The organism is Sphingobacterium alkalisoli, from assembly GCF_005049105.1.
Taxonomy (GTDB): Bacteria; Bacteroidota; Bacteroidia; order Sphingobacteriales; family Sphingobacteriaceae; genus Sphingobacterium; species Sphingobacterium alkalisoli.
On sequence record NZ_SUKA01000002.1, the window covers coordinates 359,016 to 374,896 of the forward strand.

Genomic DNA, 15,881 nt, shown 5'->3' on the forward strand with positions numbered 1-15,881 from the left:
ACTGATAGAGCTAAGTACATCCGGTAAATTTGAAATCATTTCAAATATATTTATCGGATAAGAGGGGGCTTCACGGGAAACCGTAGATCGGTGTTTTAATATCGGAGTAATGACCTAACGGATAACTGTTCCGGAAAGGCAATCGAAATCAAATCGTTAAGATTAAAACCAAGTCAACCTCTATTTTATATTATGCCATTCATGACCGCATCTATCTTTGCATTTGCTATTTCTTCTTTCTGTGTCCGTTATCTTAAAAATCCAGAGCAGCGATTTTATAGTTTTTTTCCTTTCGATCTCAGGGAGCTCACTAAGTTTATTGAAGGCTATTTTTGTCGGATATGAATTTAAAATCACAATCGGCGTAAAAGTTGGTTTCAATGGAATCGTTCGAATTGCGTTTTGATAGGCTTCCGTGCTGTAGCTAGTTTTTTCTGGAATGGAATTAAAGATGTAGTTTCTTAGTATAACAAACAGTTCATCAAAATTGAACTGCGTATCATCTAATAGGAGAGTACACCCTTCGTGGAATTCAATTCGATCCTGAGCTATTCTATTTATCAATATTTCGGTGTTTGTCATCTGGTGCTTCGGATATCATTACAATTTAAAAAAGTAATTCCATACAATTAGAAGCATTGGAATCCAGGCTAAGAAAGTGAGTGTGTAGTTTTTTTTGTCAATTTTCTTTCCGTGGATGTCACTAATTAAATCGGGCAATCTAAACATCATCATAAGCAATAATGCCACCGCAACGTAAATACCAAAATATTTATAGTACAAAAACAGAGCCGCCAATATGAGCATTAAAAATAATAATACCATGAGAGAAAGACGCTTCTTAGGAGCAAAATCATCTATCATTTCTTTTATCGGTACGTCGTCAGTATTACGTAAATGGTTTATCAGCTCTCGCTGATAGAGCGCTCTTACGAATAGTCCTATGAGGTTAGTGGCAAGTAAGGTAGTAAATGCTATTACTCCTATAGTTTTTAGAATTAGTAAAAAAATGTTCAATGTGTAAGGGGTTAAATATTATTTTCTTAAAAAGGTACTGATAGCGTTCCTGCAGCACCTTTGTTCTAATTTACTATGGCGATTTTTCCAGGACGAGTTTTTGATTTACTTTGCTCAAGAGCTGCATCTTCTTAAGATTATTATTTTTCAAAGCAATCAATACAAAGTGTAATTCCGTTGTCTCCCAGCCTTTTCGTTTCTTGCGGCGCGATCTCCATACTGCATATCTCTTTGTATTCGTAGATTCTCCATATACTTATATCATCTCGATTTATTCCAATCTTTTTAAGCTTGTCAAAATTTGGCTCCAAAATATCCAAAAATATATTTATGTAATCGATCGGAGGATCCTGATCATCATGCTGAAGACCATAACCCCACACCTTATAACTCTCCTCTACACCATTACCAGAAAGCATATTAGGTGTCGTTTGCAGAATATCAGTAACAGTATGATATATTTCTGGTCCCTGAATAGCGATAATATTCTATAATAGTTCATCTTCAGCTATAATTCGTGTCGCTTGTTTACAACAACTTCCTTTTTGCATTTTCAAATTCTGTCTGCGTGATAATTTTCTTTTCTTCAACACAAAAAACCTATGTCGTTTTGCCCTAAGTAAAATCTATGTACACCGATTCCTCCGAGGAAAAATGCCAATACGGCTGCTGTTGTTTTATCTTTCATATAACGTTTTATTGGTTTAAACCTACCCAACCTCCCTTAAACCTCCTTACGGTTTTCCGTAAGTTGGGTGTCATTTTTCTTCCCTCAGAAACTCTGCGCAATAGGTACGGACCATTTCCACCGATTCTTCATCGCCTAGGTCTGCTGCGATTTTGTAATCTTGGCAGCCACCTGGAAGATCTTTGTTCGTGAATCTTAGCAAACCTCTATTGTTATAAGCGTATACTGACTTCGGATCTATTTGTAGAGCCTTGTTATAATCTGCCAAAGAAAGTTCAATGCTGTCGCAGTCGTAATAAGCCCTGCCACGATACGCATACGCCAGTGGATTTTCCGGTTCTAGTTCTATTGCAGCTGAATAGTCGTCGACAGCTTTTTGATACGCTTTCAGATCCAAATAGCAGCTGCCTCTCGATATATACGCGTTAATTTCTTTGTTACTGATTTCTATTATCTTGGAAAAATCCTGAATAGCACCTTTGAAATCCTTGGTGCCGTGCTTATGATTTCCACTGTGATAGTAATATTTCATCGAGATCACGTCAGGCAGATTGCATGATACACTTGTGATGAGCATCAGCAGAATACAGGTTAGGTAGAAGTTTATTTTCATATAACAAAATTTAACTGGATATATAACCGCTGTTGTTTTGTGAATGTCCGCTTCTGCAAGATATTTCCTTACGTAATATCACCCTATTATCGCATCGCACTATGTCATTCACTCGGTTAGCTGTTAATAATCGTCCCTCTAATATAAAGTTGTTTTTCGATAAATGCAACTGAAAGAGCTAAATACATTCTGCAAATTTGAAATTATTTCAAATATATTTAATTGGTAGGAGGGGATCTTTACGGGAAACCATAGGTCGGATTTTATAATTCAGGCTGATTTAACGGTAGGCTTTGATGAACTCCATGTGGGCACCGGAAACATTCCAGCGCCAGCTGCGAGCGCAGTCGGGAAATGGGGTAATTGTCATCACCACCAAACGGGGGTAAGTTTAACCAGCCTTTTCAACTCTCGGTCAATAGCAATGTAACGGTTGGCCAAAAGCTAGCTCTCTACTACTATCCGCAGATGAATACATCGGAGTACATCGATCTGAAAGAGCAGATTTTTAATGAGTCCTCATCATTGTAGAACGAAATTATGGTGGACAGGGGAGCTTTGCAAGTCGAACATACACGAATCTTCCCTATACCATAACACTATCTACTTCGTTGGAAAATTTTTCTGTATAGTTAAGCGTATACCTGTTACAGTTTTTTGAACACATCTCATTTTGCTGGTTCAATCACACGAGACAGTGAAAAAAATAATGTTTTAGCAGGCATAAAAAAGTGGAACTTTATTTTTTAGAAACATCTAGTTAATAATTTGCTGGCTTTTTGGTAGGGTGACGTTAATTTATCATGAAATTTAATACCGCACATAGGTTTTGTTTAGAAAAAGTGATATCGTTGTATTGTAATGTTAATCTACTGTATCTATGAAACCCCAAATTTGCCCTTTTTTTAGTTTACGTATACTTAAAAAAAACCTAGAAATCTCAAATTTGTTTGCAAACCTCATATTTGCGAGACAAGCCAAACCTTTTATTTTAATAGTCTTTGTGTTGGTTTCAGTTGGCACTTCGTCCGGTCAAACTCAATTTACTACGAATGTCATCCCGCCATCCCCCAATGCAGTATCTTTAGGTAAATATGGGGAGATGCCTGTCAACTTATTTACAGGGCAGGTCCAGAATGATTTTAGTATTTATACATTTTCAGAGGGAGATATCCATCTTCCCATAACACTGGGTTACAATTATTCGGGATGTAGGGTGTCGGAGCATGCTTCATCTGTTGGTATGGGTTTTTCGCTGGGTTCGGGAGGTTTGATTACAAGAGTTGTTAGGGGGTTACCCGATGAGGATACTTATGGCATGTTAAAGGCTCCCGCACGTGATGCTGATGTTTCTTACGACAAAAATCTTGCAAATGATGTAGTTGAGGGTTTTCAAGATACAGAGCCAGATGTTTTTTACTTTAACTTTTTAGGGCAGGCAGGTGAATTTTATTTAACGCGGGATGGCAATGCAGTCAAGGCTATCCCACTTGTTAAAAGCAGTTTGAAAATCATACCGCCCGAAGGAGACCTATCACTCGGATCCACAGAATTTCCCAGAAACTGGGAATGGAAAATTGTCGATGGCGAAGGAAATACATATTATTTTGGTCAATCTAGCGACGCCATTGAATATACCAGATTCCTTTTTGCAAATCCCGTATCTAACCATTTACATTATGCATCAACATTCTATTTGACAAAAATAGTTAGTCAAAAAGGAGATCAAATCAATCTTAAATATGCGAAATCTGGAAAAATATCAAGTTTTTTTGAATCCGAAGTGAAATATACGAATGTAATGAATGGATATCCTTCTCCGTGTTCAAGTTTAAATAGTAGAAATACAAATGAATCTGTAAGTGAAGTTTCGAATCTTGTCAGTATTGAGGGGTTGTCAGGTACTATATATTTTGATGTTTCTTTACGAGAGGATCATCCGTTAGTTAAAAAGCTAGATCGAATCCGTGTTGTCAATAAATCGGGAGAATTATTGAGACAATGTCAGTTTTCGTATGGTTATTTTTCTGCTCAAAATAACCAAAAGCGACTTAAGTTAAGCTCATTTACTGAGCTTGACGTAATCGATGGATCTAACAGCAAGGATCATGTTTTCGAATACTACGAAAATAATCTTTTCCCATTGTCTACGTCGCTAGCACAAGATCATTGGGGATATTATAACGGAAACAATACTGCCGGAACCCTTATTCCTCAGATCAATAACTGTAATGATTCGACAGGGGTCTTTTATAGATTAACTGGAAGTAATGCAGAAAAATTTGCGGATAGACGAAGTAACGAGAACTATGGAGTAACAGGGATGTTAAAGAGAATTATCTACCCTACGGGAGGCACAACTGAGTTCGAATACGAATCACATGACTATGGGCTTGAAGATTTGTGCGAAAGGATCGATATGGGGGAGAGGGAGTTCAGTAGCATCGGACTAGGGGTCTCATACACTGATCCTAACATCTACAACGATATTATAAAGCAGACCACTTTCACATTGTACCATGCCCAACTTGTAGATGTGCTGCTTCAGGCGCAAGTCACTAATAACCATGGCCCGATAAATATGATTCAGGCTTACTATGAAATTTTGGACGGTACAGGGAATATGTTGCTTAGAGAAGGGTTCGAAGATGTATATAACGACAATTATATTAGAAATATATACCTTTCCCCTGGAGTTTACACGGTGAGATTGATTGCTGAACAGCCACATTATAGTTTAATCTACCTCGATCATTTTTCAATGAATTCAGCCATTACGTATATTCTCCCCGCTTCAAATCCAAATGCAAAGGTTGGCGGCCTGAGAATTAGTAAAATAAAGGACTTTGATGGTAGTGCCAATACAAACATCAGATCTTTTAAATACAGACTTGAAGAAGACACTACAAAATCAAGTGGTTTTCTTCATTACTACCCGATATATGCTTCAGGAACCGTGACTGAGTTATGTCCTACGAGTAATACTAGTCCAATCCCTCCTCCGGCAAACTGTGCTAGAGTATCTGCTTCTTCTATTTCGCCCATTGGTGTTGTAAATGGGAGTCACATTGGTTACAGTAGGGTTATAGAAGAACTTCAAGGCGGAAACGGTAAAATTGTGTATGAATATTCGTTAGATAGGAGTATACAAGACATTCGGTACGCATCTCATACCTACTACCAAAAAGAGAAATGGAAAATGGGAAAACTATTAAAAAAGGCTGTTTTCAATGGACAAGGAGATACCGTTCTTGTTGTCAAGAATGTTTATGAAAGCGGGAACCATATTGTAAACGATAATTACGTGGTAGGAACTATTGTTAATAAATGGTATCATGCTCTTTTTATAAATGGTACAGTTGGTACAATAGGATGTTACCCTGATAAACCAGAACATAAATATCACGTGAATGGATATAGAATATCACTTCAAAACGATTATAGACTGAAATCCGAATCTGAGTGGGGTTATGTAAAAAAGGCAGATGGTAGTTATGAACTTATAAAGAAGATAAGTGAATTTGTTTATGAGAATCCATCTGTTACTAGTCCTACCGAAATTGCAAAAGTTAATAGTAATGGAGTGCTTACAACAAGAAGATTTGTTTACCCTTATGATATGGTTCAACTAAATAGGGACCCTAATGGGATATATGCAGGAATGTTATCTAAGAATATTGTTGAACCGTTGATTGAGCAGAGTAACTTCGTCGGAAATAACCAATTGGTTTATCGACAGAGAATTGCGTATAATGTGTTCCCCGGTCTGATGTATCTTCCAGAAATTGTATTTCTTCAGAAGGCAGATGGCATAGAATATGAGGATATTAGATTTTTGAAATACTCCAATAGAGGAAAACCTCTAAGCGTGTTAAATCGTGCTATTTTTTATACAAATTATATATGGTCTTACCTTGGTGAATATCCGGTAGCGGAAGTTAGAAATGTTAATTATTCAACACTTGAGTCATTGCTTGGTGGTCCTGGAAATATTTCAGAATTTTTGACATTGACCCCAAATTATGGACAGATTGAGTCTTTTATTCTACCCTTACGAAATAATAATAGGTCGATGGTCAGGTCTTTTACCTACAAACCACTGGTTGGCATGACGAGCATGACAGATCCACGAGGGATTACGCAGTATTATAAATACGATGGCTTCCAACGTCTGAAGGACGTGCTGGATTTCGAGGACAACGTACTGAAGAACTACCGCTACAAATACAAACCATAATATTAACTAACGAAAACACGATCCCTTATTGATCAGGATATGAAGCTACCATCCATTAAACTATATAGTTACCTGTCTCTGCTGTTTGCAGTGCAGTTCTTAAGCGCCGGAGCGCAGACCGATACCCTGAACGCACATTTGCAGTCTGGCACCTCGGCTTCCATGATGAATACCGTGCAGGTCTTGCCGGAGGGTGGTATGGTGCAGCCGCTATCCGCTGGTCCACCGGTCATCAGCTACGGAGCGGCACGTACCTTTGGGGTGAACGAGCAGGTCGACTGGTCACCGACGAACAGCGGTGATGCGGCAACATTCTCGGTCACGGTTGAGCAGACCCTGGCATCCGGCTATTATAATCCGCTGAATACGGTGAGCGGCGCTGATGGCTCGCTGTATATTGCCAATACGGGTTACCATTCCATTTTTAAGCGCACATCTGCAGGGGTGCAGACCGTATTCGCAGGGGGCAACAGTACTTCATATGGCTATGTGAACGGTACGGGTACGGCAGCGCGTTTCCGCCATCCTAGCTTCGTTGCGGTAGATGCCTCTGGCAATATCTTTGTTTCCGACCAGCAGAACCACCGTATCCGTAAGATAACGCCTTCGGGTGTGGTAACTGTATTTGCAGGGAGTGGGAGTATCGGCTCTGCCAACGGTACGGGTACGGCGGCCTCGTTCCAGTACCCGATGGGGCTTGCCTTCGACGGGGCAGGGAACCTATATGTCGCAGATGCCTACAACCACCGTATCCGCAAAATCACACCGGCAGGTGTGGTAAGCACATATGCGGGGAGCGGTACGGCTGGGCTTCAGAACGGAGCTCTTTTAACGGCACGATTCAACTATCCGATGGGACTTTCCTTCGATAGCAATGGAGACCTTTATGTTGCCGACCGTACCAACCATGCCGTCCGCCGGATAAGTTCGGGCCAGGTGACGACAATAGCGGGGAACGGTACGGCAGGGAATGTAGACGGACAGGGCAGTACGGCTCGCATCAACAATGCGAACAATCTGGTTGTCGATAATGGCAGTATTTATCTGGTTGACATGATGAACAATTCTCTGCGTTATATCTCCCCTTCGGGCTATGTTACGACAATTTCGACAGGCGGTCAGTTTACCAACCCTTTCGGTATCTCGCGGACACCCGACGGTAAATACCATATTACAGAGAATACGTCCAACCGTATCAAAAAAGTGAATATACAGGCAGCCTATAGCATTAGTCCGGCACTTCCTAGCGGTCTAACATTTGACCGTTCCACAGGAAAGATCAGCGGCAAGCTATCTGCTGCTACGGCCAGCCAGAGCTACACGGTGACTGCGCGAAATTCCAGCGGGACTGCCACTTCGATCCTCACTTTTTCAGTGGGCGGTTCTTCGGGAGGTACCAATTTCGGCAGCAGCGACCAGAACTATATCTTGGAGACCGTACCTAGACGCGCTTATAAGAGTGTCGAGGCAATGTCCGGCAAACCCGTTGACTCGGTGAGCCGGAGCATCCAGTATTTTGACGGACTGGGCAGGCCCATGCAGTCTCTACAGTGGCAGGCCAGTCCGGCAAAGAAAGATATTATCCAGCATATCGAGTACGACGGTTTCGGCCGCGAAAGTAAAAAATACCTTCCGTATGCAGCTAGCTCGCTACATACCGGTAACAACGACATCAGTTACAAGGCGGCTGCCAAAACCCACCAGACGGCCTACTACGCCACTACCGGTAGCTGGGACAGCCATGTAAAGAAAACGGCACAGCCGTATTCCCAGACGGTATTCGAGAACAGCCCGCTGAACCGCGTACTGGAACAGGGAGCCCCTGGGCAGGCGTGGCAGCCGGCAGCAGACCGAGGCACCGTCACCACGGCATCGTCTACGGGCCATACGGTTGCCATGGAGTACGGTACGAATGTAGCGGGCGATGTCCGCCTGTGGACCATCAATGCCAATAACCTGGGGGCCAGCGGGACACCCTATTACGCAGCAGGTAAACTGTACAGGACCGTTACAAAAGACGAGAACTGGGTAACGGCCAATGGAAAGGGCGGCACAGTGGAGGAATATAAGGACTTTGAAGACCGTGTGGTACTGAAACGGGTATGGAAGAGCAATACCGAGGCGCTTAACACCTACTATGTGTATGATGACTTCGGCGACCTGCGCTATGTAATCCCGCCGGGCTATACGACCTTTACTGTAACCGATAACAGCACCGATTTCAATGAGCAGGTGTATGCCTACAGATACGACGGCAGGCGGAGGCTCGTCGAGAAGAAGGTGCCCGGGAAATATTGGGAATATATTGTCTACAACAGGAACGACCAGCCCATCCTGACACAGGATTCGGTGCAGCGTGCGGCCAAGAAATGGAGCTATACGAAGTACGATGCTTTCGGCCGTATTGCCTCTACGGGGATCTACACCAACGTGAACCCGGCTACGCGCAAACAGGTACAGGCATGGGCCGATCTGAAGGTGCCGCAGTGGGAAGACCGTATCGGCACGGCGAACTATACGTTGAAAAGCTTCCCGGACACCCTTGCGCGTCTGCAGGAACTTACGGTCAGCTATTACGATGATTATACCTTTGCAAATGCCGCCACACTTCCCGAGCAGGGGATAACAAAAAGTCTGAAAATAAAGACACTGCTTACGGGTATGAAAGTAAGCAAGGACGACGGAACGGCTCCGCTGCTTACGGTGAACTACTACGATGACAGGGCCCAACTTATCCAATCGGTATCGCAGAACCATTTAAATGGTACCGACCGTGTCACCAACGAATATTCCTTTGTTGGCGAACTGACCAAAAGTACGCGTGTGCACATGGCAAAAGGTGTTACCACCACGGTAGTCACCACGAACAGTTACGACCATGTGGGCAGATTAACGGCGAGCAAACATTATATCAATGACCCACTGAAAGAAGTAACCCTTGCCAAGAACGAATACAACGAGATCGGGCAATTGAAGAAGAAATCGGTTGGCGGAGATAAGGCCGGAGCCAACTACCATACCGCAGTGGACTATGCCTACAACGAACGAGGCTGGGCGACAGGTGCAAGCTCCCCGCAGTTCACCTATCAGCTGAACTACAATGTCAACAGTGCGGGGACTACCCTTGGCAACGCCCAGTATAACGGCAATATCGCCCAGCAGCTCTGGGGGCATGGTGCTGCTACGAACAGTACGTTCAGCTATGCATACGACAGGCTCAACCGGCTGACCAATGGAACGAGCACGGGAACAACAGTCATGATCGAAGCACTGACCTACGATGATATGGGCAATATCAGGACCCTTGCACGTAATACTGGAAATACGACAGCGACCACATCGACGACCTATACGTACAATAACAGCAATAAAAGCAACAGGCTGGCCAGCCTTTCGGGCAATGCGAACAGCTATCTCTACGATGCCAACGGCAATGCCACAAGGGACCGTACAGGTATGACGGTTCGTTACAACCACCTGAGCCTGCCGGATTCGGTTTACAATGCTTCGGTGCGGGTCGGTTACCTTTACGATGCGATGGGCGCCAAGCTGCGCAAATACTCCAACCAGGGTGGAAACAGGGATTACGTCGGAGGTATAGAGTATAACGGGAACAACATCGAACTGATCCATATGGGCGAAGGCGTGGCGTACCGCAATACGTCCACCAATACATATACGTACCGTTACAACCTGACGGATCATCTGGGCAATGTGAGGTCTACGGTGTACCGTAACCCGGCGAACAATAATGCGGTGGAGGTACTGCAGAAAGATGATTACTATCCATTCGGCAAGCAGCGTGTTGTGGCTGCGGGGAATAATAAGTATCTTTACAATGGCAAGGAAATCCAGGGCGAGCTTGGGGGACAGTACGATTATGGAGCTAGGTTCTACGATGCGGAAATAGGACGATGGAATGTGGTGGATCCGATGGCGGAGCACCCAAACCAAGTTGATAAGTCGCCATACAGTGCATTTTGGAACAACCCCATTGTGTATGACGACCCAGACGGTCAATGTCCTTTCTGTCCTTGGTTGGATGCTGTTGTAGATGTTGGCTTTGTATTGTATGATGTTGGAGTTTTAGTACACGAAAAAGTTACCACAGGTTCTACCAGCGGCGCAAATTGGGCGGCTCTTGGTGCTGATGGTGCTTCTATTCTTGTGCCAATGTCTGTCGGGGCGGGGGCAGCAGTTAGAGCGGGTGTTAAAGCGATTAATAAAGCAGATAATGCAGTAGATGCCGTGAAAACAACTTCAAAAGTTGTTGAGAATGCCAAACAAGGAAAGCAATTTGAAGGTGTTGTTACAGATAATCTTAAAAAGACAGGTCATAAAAATGTAGCTGAGCAGGTAACAATAAAGGCTGAAAATGGAGTAAAAACCAGGGTTGATGTTGCAAGTAAGGATCCAAGTGGAAAAGTAAAATTAACGGAAGCAAAATCTTCACAAACAGCACCTTTAACTAAAAATCAAAAATCAGCATTCCCCTCTATTGAAGAAAAAGGTGGTACGGTTGTAGGTAAAGGTAAACCCGGTTTTGAAGGAGGCACAAAAATACCGCCTACAAAAGTTGATATTGTTAGACCAAAGAAGGAGATAAATCAGTAAAATTTTATAGAATGTCAGTCGAGAATAGCAAAGTAATTGATACAATAAGCATTAACCAAAAAAATGTGGTTGTGCTAACGATATCAGACCATTTAGAATGGGATGACGAAAATGAACATTTAGTTTTATTGCAAGATAAGATTAACGCCTACTTAGAAGTAATTGAAAGTGGGGAAATATATGAAAGTTATCCCGATGCAAAGGGTAAGGGATTTCAAATTGGTATAGCGTTTAAGTTTTCACCCAATGATACAGCTATTGACTTTTTGGAAAAAGTAGAAGAGATTTTAGCACAGTCAGGTTATGAATTAGATTATTACCATTTAGACAATGCCTAACCTGTTATTAATTTTATTGTTCACGATTTACCAAACGCCGGATTACAAGATTGATTTGGGTAAGAACTACGATAGCCAGAGACAGGAGAAGGCACAAGGCTATGTAGAGACCTTTACTATAAAAGATGAAGAGGGAAAGGAGCAGTATATAATCAGCATTACCAAAGTGACAATGCCAAGCGGTCAGAATGTTCCCAACGTATACGGAGCAGAATACAAACAGGCGATATTATCAAAATGCGGATGCACAATACCGAGTTCAGTAGTAAAGCAGTTCAACCATTTTAAGGCACAGGAATTTAAGCTCATACGAAATGGGAAGGGGACGTGTGTTTACAGTACTACCAACGGGAGAAATTTATATAGCATTACATACAGCGCCATAGGTAACCGGAACACTGAAGAAAAGTACCCCGACTTTGAAAAGATAATAAACACTCTAGAATTTTTATAAAGTAAGAGAGGATGTATCATAAGTCAAAATCAAATTCACAAACAGAATTTAATTTCGAGGCGCTTCTCTAAAAAATAAAAAAGTAATAAAAAACGACAATTCTCGATTAGAAAATTGTCGTTTTTTATTAAACTGGAGAGTACCTTCAAAATTTAATTTGGCACCTTGATACCAAAAACCACTTATGATACAGCCTCTTGTTATTTTACAATACCGCAATACTCTTCAGCTTGGCAACCTTGATAAATGCATCGAGGGTAGCGAACATATGCGCTTTTGTCTCGCTGTGGTTACCTGACCACCAACCTCGAAGACCTTCATGAAGCTTTGAACAAACACCATCCCCTTAAATAACTGATCCTTAAATAAAATAATCCCACCCCTCGGCCAACCCTTCACATCCCGCCCCGTCGGCACATTGCTGCCAGCCTTTGGCGGCATCAAAGAGCCATCTCAAATCCCGGGTTCCACCGCCCTGTTGCCCGAAGCTAAATAACATAACGGGACATTATAGGCCTGAAGGCAGCTATAATGCCATTATATTAAATAGCCCCTCTCCAACGCACGTGCGCATCTCCCTCCGGTCAGTCAAAGGCGCAGGCCTGCGGCAGCATGGCATTGGTATATTGGGGAATCTTCCATTCCCCAAACCCCTTGGGACCCTTCAGGCGAAGGAATATGCCGCACAGATCCACCGCAATTACCGAAGCCCATTCCATCACCGGAAGGCCGACCTGTAGGCGACCTATGTCGTCAGGGGTTCGGGGAGATCATCTGTTAGGCCACCAGGAGCAGCAGAAGGACGGCCTGTCAAGGGAACGTGGCATAAAGCGGAGCGCAGTGAGCATTTATGCCGCGAAAGCCCTTTACCGGCCGAAACCTTCGGAGGCTACCTTTGCTGTAACAGACGATCAACCAAACCATAAAATGCCGTTTGCAAAAGCCACTTAAACTGCTATCTTTGGGTCAGGAAAGTTCTTTGAGACAGCCGCTTTTGAGGTGCCAGCAAGTTCGGGAAACAGCGGAAAAGTTGCGGAAGCCATTACGATTACGGAGCTAGGTTCTATGATGCGGAGATAGGACGGTGGAATGTGGTGGATCCAATGGCGGAAATGCATTACGATTATGGTGGATATGCATACGTATTGAATAATCCATTAACGTATATTGATTTGTTCGGTTTAGATACTTTGAACAACAATAATCAATTTACTCCTGATCAGTGGCAAAACTTTAATACAACAGATGATGTTGTTGCCTTGGATGAGGTCTCTATTTCTCACGGCTCCAATAATAACAGAAGCAATAGTCTTATAGATAATGCTATGGCTTCTATTCGAGATTACGGGGCAGACCATCCGTACTTCAAAAGTGGACCCTATGATGTAATTAAATATCGGCAACAGATTAACGCGGCGAGAGATCCGGCGGTTGACCTGATGAATTTTGCATCTTTAGCTAGTGGAAGTGGTGAGATATATATGCTAGGTAAAATATCCTTACAGCTAGGATTGAAAGGTATATTAACCTTAGCAATGAAAAATTCCATGAAGAAAGCTCTTGCTAATCCTCAATATGTCGGTCGGGAGTCTTATGTTCTGTTAAACAGTATTTCTCCCGGTATTAAAGCATTAATGCAAGGAAAGGGAATCGATCGCGCTTTTAGATTTTATGCTTCTAAGAATTTAATTTTCCGGACAGGAGAAAGACTCGGTGTGGTAAAGATGGGGTTGTCAAATCGAGGTGCAGACGTTTTAGGAAGTGGGTTACTTGAAAGATATTGGTGGGATGTTACTACTTCAGGTAGCTGGTTAAACCACACCTTAAAGTATAGTGGTGAAGGTGTTCCCCTGTTGTATAGATAAACCACATTAAAGATTTTTCAGATCTATAAATTTATGAAATGAGTGATATAATTAAAAGTATTTTTGAGCACCAACAATTAAAAAACTTTGATTTTGGATCTAAAGTTTTGAAAAATTGCTCTTTTACGAACTGTACTTTAGAAGGAGGGAGTTTTGCAAATTCTAAATTTTTAAATTGTCGTTTTATTAAATGTAAAATTACAAACTGTAATTTTCACTCATCAGTATTTCTAAATTCTGGTAATTGGTTTGATTCCATATTTGAGTCAAATAATTTTTCAAAAGTAACTGTAGGAAATGTAGAGATTGAGAAAGTAGTTTTTTTAAATAACAATTATAAAGAAACGACATTTGACGGAGCTAATCTTATAGACATTGTCTTTGAAGGCGAGATTACCTCTTCTTGGTTTTACGGGATTTCGTATGCAGAGAACCTCTATTATAGAAATTGGTTGTTAAAAAACAAGCCGAAGCCTTTGAAAAAACCTGTCATTAACCTCGAAAAAGCGCTTTTAAATGATGTTATATTTTCAAGAGGTTTAGATCTATCTCAAACAATTTTTCCTGAACAAGACAATTTATTAGTAATAAGTAAACCCAAACATTTTTTCGAATCTTTTCTTTTGAAGTGTACGGAAATTTTTTCAGATGCAAACTCAATTGATTTTTGTAAAGAATTAGTTGATAAGGTTCTGTTCAGACCTGATAGTCGTGGTATGCCCATTGTTTTGATTGATCTTAATATATTTTATCCCTCTTTAAACCAAGAAAGAGATAAAATAATTGTTGAACTTTTGAAGGGAAATTTAAACGATACCCGAAGCTACAAATAACTATAGTCGTACGCCGGAAGTGAAGCGATCAATAGCATTAGAGGTCAAAAATAGGTATTTCTAGTAGCGGATATAACCAAGGGAACATGTCTCTCCCTCAAAGAAATTAGTGATTTAGTATAAAGCTTAGTGCTTAAATAGATAATAGATATGGCAAGCGTTCCGAATGGCAACGCTTTTTGTGTGCCCATTTCGGTAGATCAAACTTTTCTCGGTGCGGGATAGTGGGACGCATCAAATCCAAGACGATCTCTATATCATTTAGGCACGGGACAGATTCCACGCGCCAGCGATTTGCATATACCAGCGAGTGAATAGTGATGTTAGATATTGCGCATTCTAGCTCAGAAGCGATAAGTAGATGGTCGGTGGCGGACTTTTTAGCTTTTCTCACCACTTTTCGATGCTAAGCGGTGGGATAATCGCCATATCTGATAAAATATTTTATTGTTGTTATAATTTAAGTCGTGATGTCATAATCTGTGACACTAGATTAATCTTTATACAACTCCTCGAAAGCGCTTTTTATCGATACTTCTCTTGAAACCGCTATTGCGTATACCTCCCATGCCAAGAAATCTGGGATTTCACGATTTAGAATTCTGCTCAATCGTATATCTTGTATTTTTGCACCTTTGGCTACATCTTGCTGTAAAACTATGAATTGCTTTATGAAGGCTTTGTATTTATTGTCAATGTCGGTAGCCTCTGCATCATCTTTGGCTTTCTTTTTTTTGACATATTCTTCAAATGCATTAACTGTATGATTTTCGAAATCTTGCGATACCGAAGCCACTATATGATAAAAATCCAAACCTCGAACGGTCGTTATATCCTTACTAAGTGTTAAATCAAGCTTATCTAGAACTTTCTTCGGTAAATTAGCTGCCGAAATTTTTTCTTTATAATTTACATCAATTTGTTTAATAAATCTCTCAAATTTCATTTTAAATAGTTGAATTAAAGTATTTTGTAATAAAAAGTATATTATAGTTTCATTTTTAACTTAACTATCTGTATATTTGTGTAGTTAAATAAGATGACGACTTAATTGACATACTTATAAAGTGTGTCATAAACGATGTCTCTCTCGTCCGAAAAACCGCCAGTTTATCCAGCGAGTAGACCGTGGGTTCGCCATTCTATTGAATATTTATAACTTTGTATTATTCAATAGGGCGGGCTTCACGTCAGTCTTTCGGTGGAAAATTCTAATCCTCGT

At 41.5% G+C, this 15,881-nt stretch carries 12 protein-coding genes and 1 pseudogene; 7 read left to right on the forward strand and 6 right to left on the reverse strand.

All coding sequences use genetic code 11. From position 1 onward, the window contains the following. Positions 1-180: 180 nt before the first annotated feature. The 4 genes from FAZ19_RS24435 to FAZ19_RS07265 form a co-directional block, all read right to left on the reverse strand. Entirely contained in the window at positions 181-582 is a 402-nt protein-coding gene (locus FAZ19_RS24435; RefSeq protein ID WP_373287724.1) for a DUF5958 family protein, read from the reverse strand. Between the two features lie 575 nt (positions 583-1,157). After that, positions 1,158-1,436, reverse strand: a complete 279-nt coding sequence (locus tag FAZ19_RS07255) for a hypothetical protein (protein WP_136820055.1) — start codon at positions 1,434-1,436, stop codon at positions 1,158-1,160. 167 nt (positions 1,437-1,603) lie between these two features. Further along, entirely contained in the window at positions 1,604-1,705 is a 102-nt protein-coding gene (locus FAZ19_RS24440) for an NINE protein (RefSeq protein WP_136820056.1), read from the reverse strand. Between the two features lie 70 nt (positions 1,706-1,775). Then, positions 1,776-2,318, reverse strand: coding sequence for a tetratricopeptide repeat protein (locus FAZ19_RS07265; RefSeq protein WP_136820057.1), 543 nt, complete (start codon positions 2,316-2,318; stop codon positions 1,776-1,778). Positions 2,319-3,321: 1,003 nt separating this feature from the next. Between FAZ19_RS07265 and FAZ19_RS07270 the strand changes: the two genes are divergently transcribed. The 4 genes from FAZ19_RS07270 to FAZ19_RS07285 are packed head-to-tail and all read left to right on the forward strand — an operon-like array spanning position 3,322 to position 11,961. Continuing rightward, a complete protein-coding gene (locus FAZ19_RS07270; protein WP_136820058.1) occupies positions 3,322-6,555 on the forward strand; it encodes a hypothetical protein in 3,234 nt (1,077 codons plus the stop codon). A 39-nt stretch (positions 6,556-6,594) separates the two neighbouring features. Next, the gene (locus FAZ19_RS07275; RefSeq protein ID WP_136820059.1) at positions 6,595-11,169 is read left to right on the forward strand and encodes a DUF6443 domain-containing protein; all 4,575 of its coding nucleotides are present in this window, start codon (positions 6,595-6,597) and stop codon (positions 11,167-11,169) included. A gap of 11 nt (positions 11,170-11,180) precedes the next feature. Beyond that, on the forward strand, positions 11,181-11,507 hold the full coding sequence (locus FAZ19_RS07280; RefSeq protein ID WP_136820060.1) for a DUF6572 domain-containing protein: 327 nt from the start codon (positions 11,181-11,183) through the stop codon (positions 11,505-11,507). After that, positions 11,500-11,961 carry a hypothetical protein gene (locus FAZ19_RS07285; protein ID WP_136820061.1) on the forward strand — a complete coding sequence of 154 codons (462 nt, stop codon included), beginning with the start codon at positions 11,500-11,502 and terminating at the stop codon, positions 11,959-11,961. Before FAZ19_RS07280 ends, FAZ19_RS07285 begins: the two co-directional genes overlap by 8 nt. 361 nt (positions 11,962-12,322) lie before the next feature. Here FAZ19_RS07285 and FAZ19_RS23840 read toward each other — a convergent pair whose 3' ends face one another. Continuing rightward, the gene (locus FAZ19_RS23840; protein ID WP_169305596.1) at positions 12,323-12,460 is read right to left on the reverse strand and encodes a hypothetical protein; all 138 of its coding nucleotides are present in this window, start codon (positions 12,458-12,460) and stop codon (positions 12,323-12,325) included. Between the two features lie 179 nt (positions 12,461-12,639). Here FAZ19_RS23840 and FAZ19_RS07290 point away from each other — a divergent pair, with 179 nt between their 5' ends. The 3 genes and pseudogenes from FAZ19_RS07290 to FAZ19_RS07300 all read left to right on the forward strand — a co-directional run bounded on the left by FAZ19_RS07290 (position 12,640) and on the right by FAZ19_RS07300 (position 14,659). Then, complete coding sequence (locus FAZ19_RS07290) at positions 12,640-12,912, forward strand: hypothetical protein (protein ID WP_136820062.1); 273 nt, start codon at positions 12,640-12,642, stop codon at positions 12,910-12,912. A 74-nt stretch (positions 12,913-12,986) separates the two neighbouring features. Further along, positions 12,987-13,826, forward strand: a pseudogene (locus FAZ19_RS07295) (RHS repeat-associated core domain-containing protein); the annotation flags it as partial. Positions 13,827-13,864: 38 nt separating this feature from the next. Then, positions 13,865-14,659, forward strand: coding sequence for a pentapeptide repeat-containing protein (locus FAZ19_RS07300; protein WP_136820064.1), 795 nt, complete (start codon positions 13,865-13,867; stop codon positions 14,657-14,659). Between the two features lie 493 nt (positions 14,660-15,152). On the opposite strand, the gene FAZ19_RS07305 is transcribed toward FAZ19_RS07300, so the two are convergent. Next, a complete protein-coding gene (locus FAZ19_RS07305; RefSeq protein WP_136820065.1) occupies positions 15,153-15,605 on the reverse strand; it encodes a hypothetical protein in 453 nt (150 codons plus the stop codon). Between the last annotated feature and the right edge of the window lie 276 nt (positions 15,606-15,881).

Excerpts from the sequence above, each read along its gene's own strand:
- FAZ19_RS24435 (WP_373287724.1), bottom strand. The coding sequence starts at position 582 with ATGACAAACACCGAAATATTGATAAATAGAATAGCTCAGGATCGAATT.
- FAZ19_RS07255 (WP_136820055.1), bottom strand. The coding sequence starts at position 1,436 with ATGCTTTCTGGTAATGGTGTAGAGGAGAGTTATAAGGTGTGGGGTTAT.
- FAZ19_RS24440 (WP_136820056.1), bottom strand. The coding sequence starts at position 1,705 with ATGAAAGATAAAACAACAGCAGCCGTATTGGCATTTTTCCTCGGAGGA.
- FAZ19_RS07265 (WP_136820057.1), bottom strand. The coding sequence starts at position 2,318 with ATGAAAATAAACTTCTACCTAACCTGTATTCTGCTGATGCTCATCACA.
- FAZ19_RS07275 (WP_136820059.1), top strand. The coding sequence starts at position 6,595 with ATGAAGCTACCATCCATTAAACTATATAGTTACCTGTCTCTGCTGTTT.
- FAZ19_RS07280 (WP_136820060.1), top strand. The coding sequence starts at position 11,181 with ATGTCAGTCGAGAATAGCAAAGTAATTGATACAATAAGCATTAACCAA.
- FAZ19_RS07285 (WP_136820061.1), top strand. The coding sequence starts at position 11,500 with ATGCCTAACCTGTTATTAATTTTATTGTTCACGATTTACCAAACGCCG.
- FAZ19_RS23840 (WP_169305596.1), bottom strand. The coding sequence starts at position 12,460 with ATGTTATTTAGCTTCGGGCAACAGGGCGGTGGAACCCGGGATTTGAGA.
- FAZ19_RS07290 (WP_136820062.1), top strand. The coding sequence starts at position 12,640 with ATGCCGCACAGATCCACCGCAATTACCGAAGCCCATTCCATCACCGGA.
- FAZ19_RS07300 (WP_136820064.1), top strand. The coding sequence starts at position 13,865 with ATGAGTGATATAATTAAAAGTATTTTTGAGCACCAACAATTAAAAAAC.
- FAZ19_RS07305 (WP_136820065.1), bottom strand. The coding sequence starts at position 15,605 with ATGAAATTTGAGAGATTTATTAAACAAATTGATGTAAATTATAAAGAA.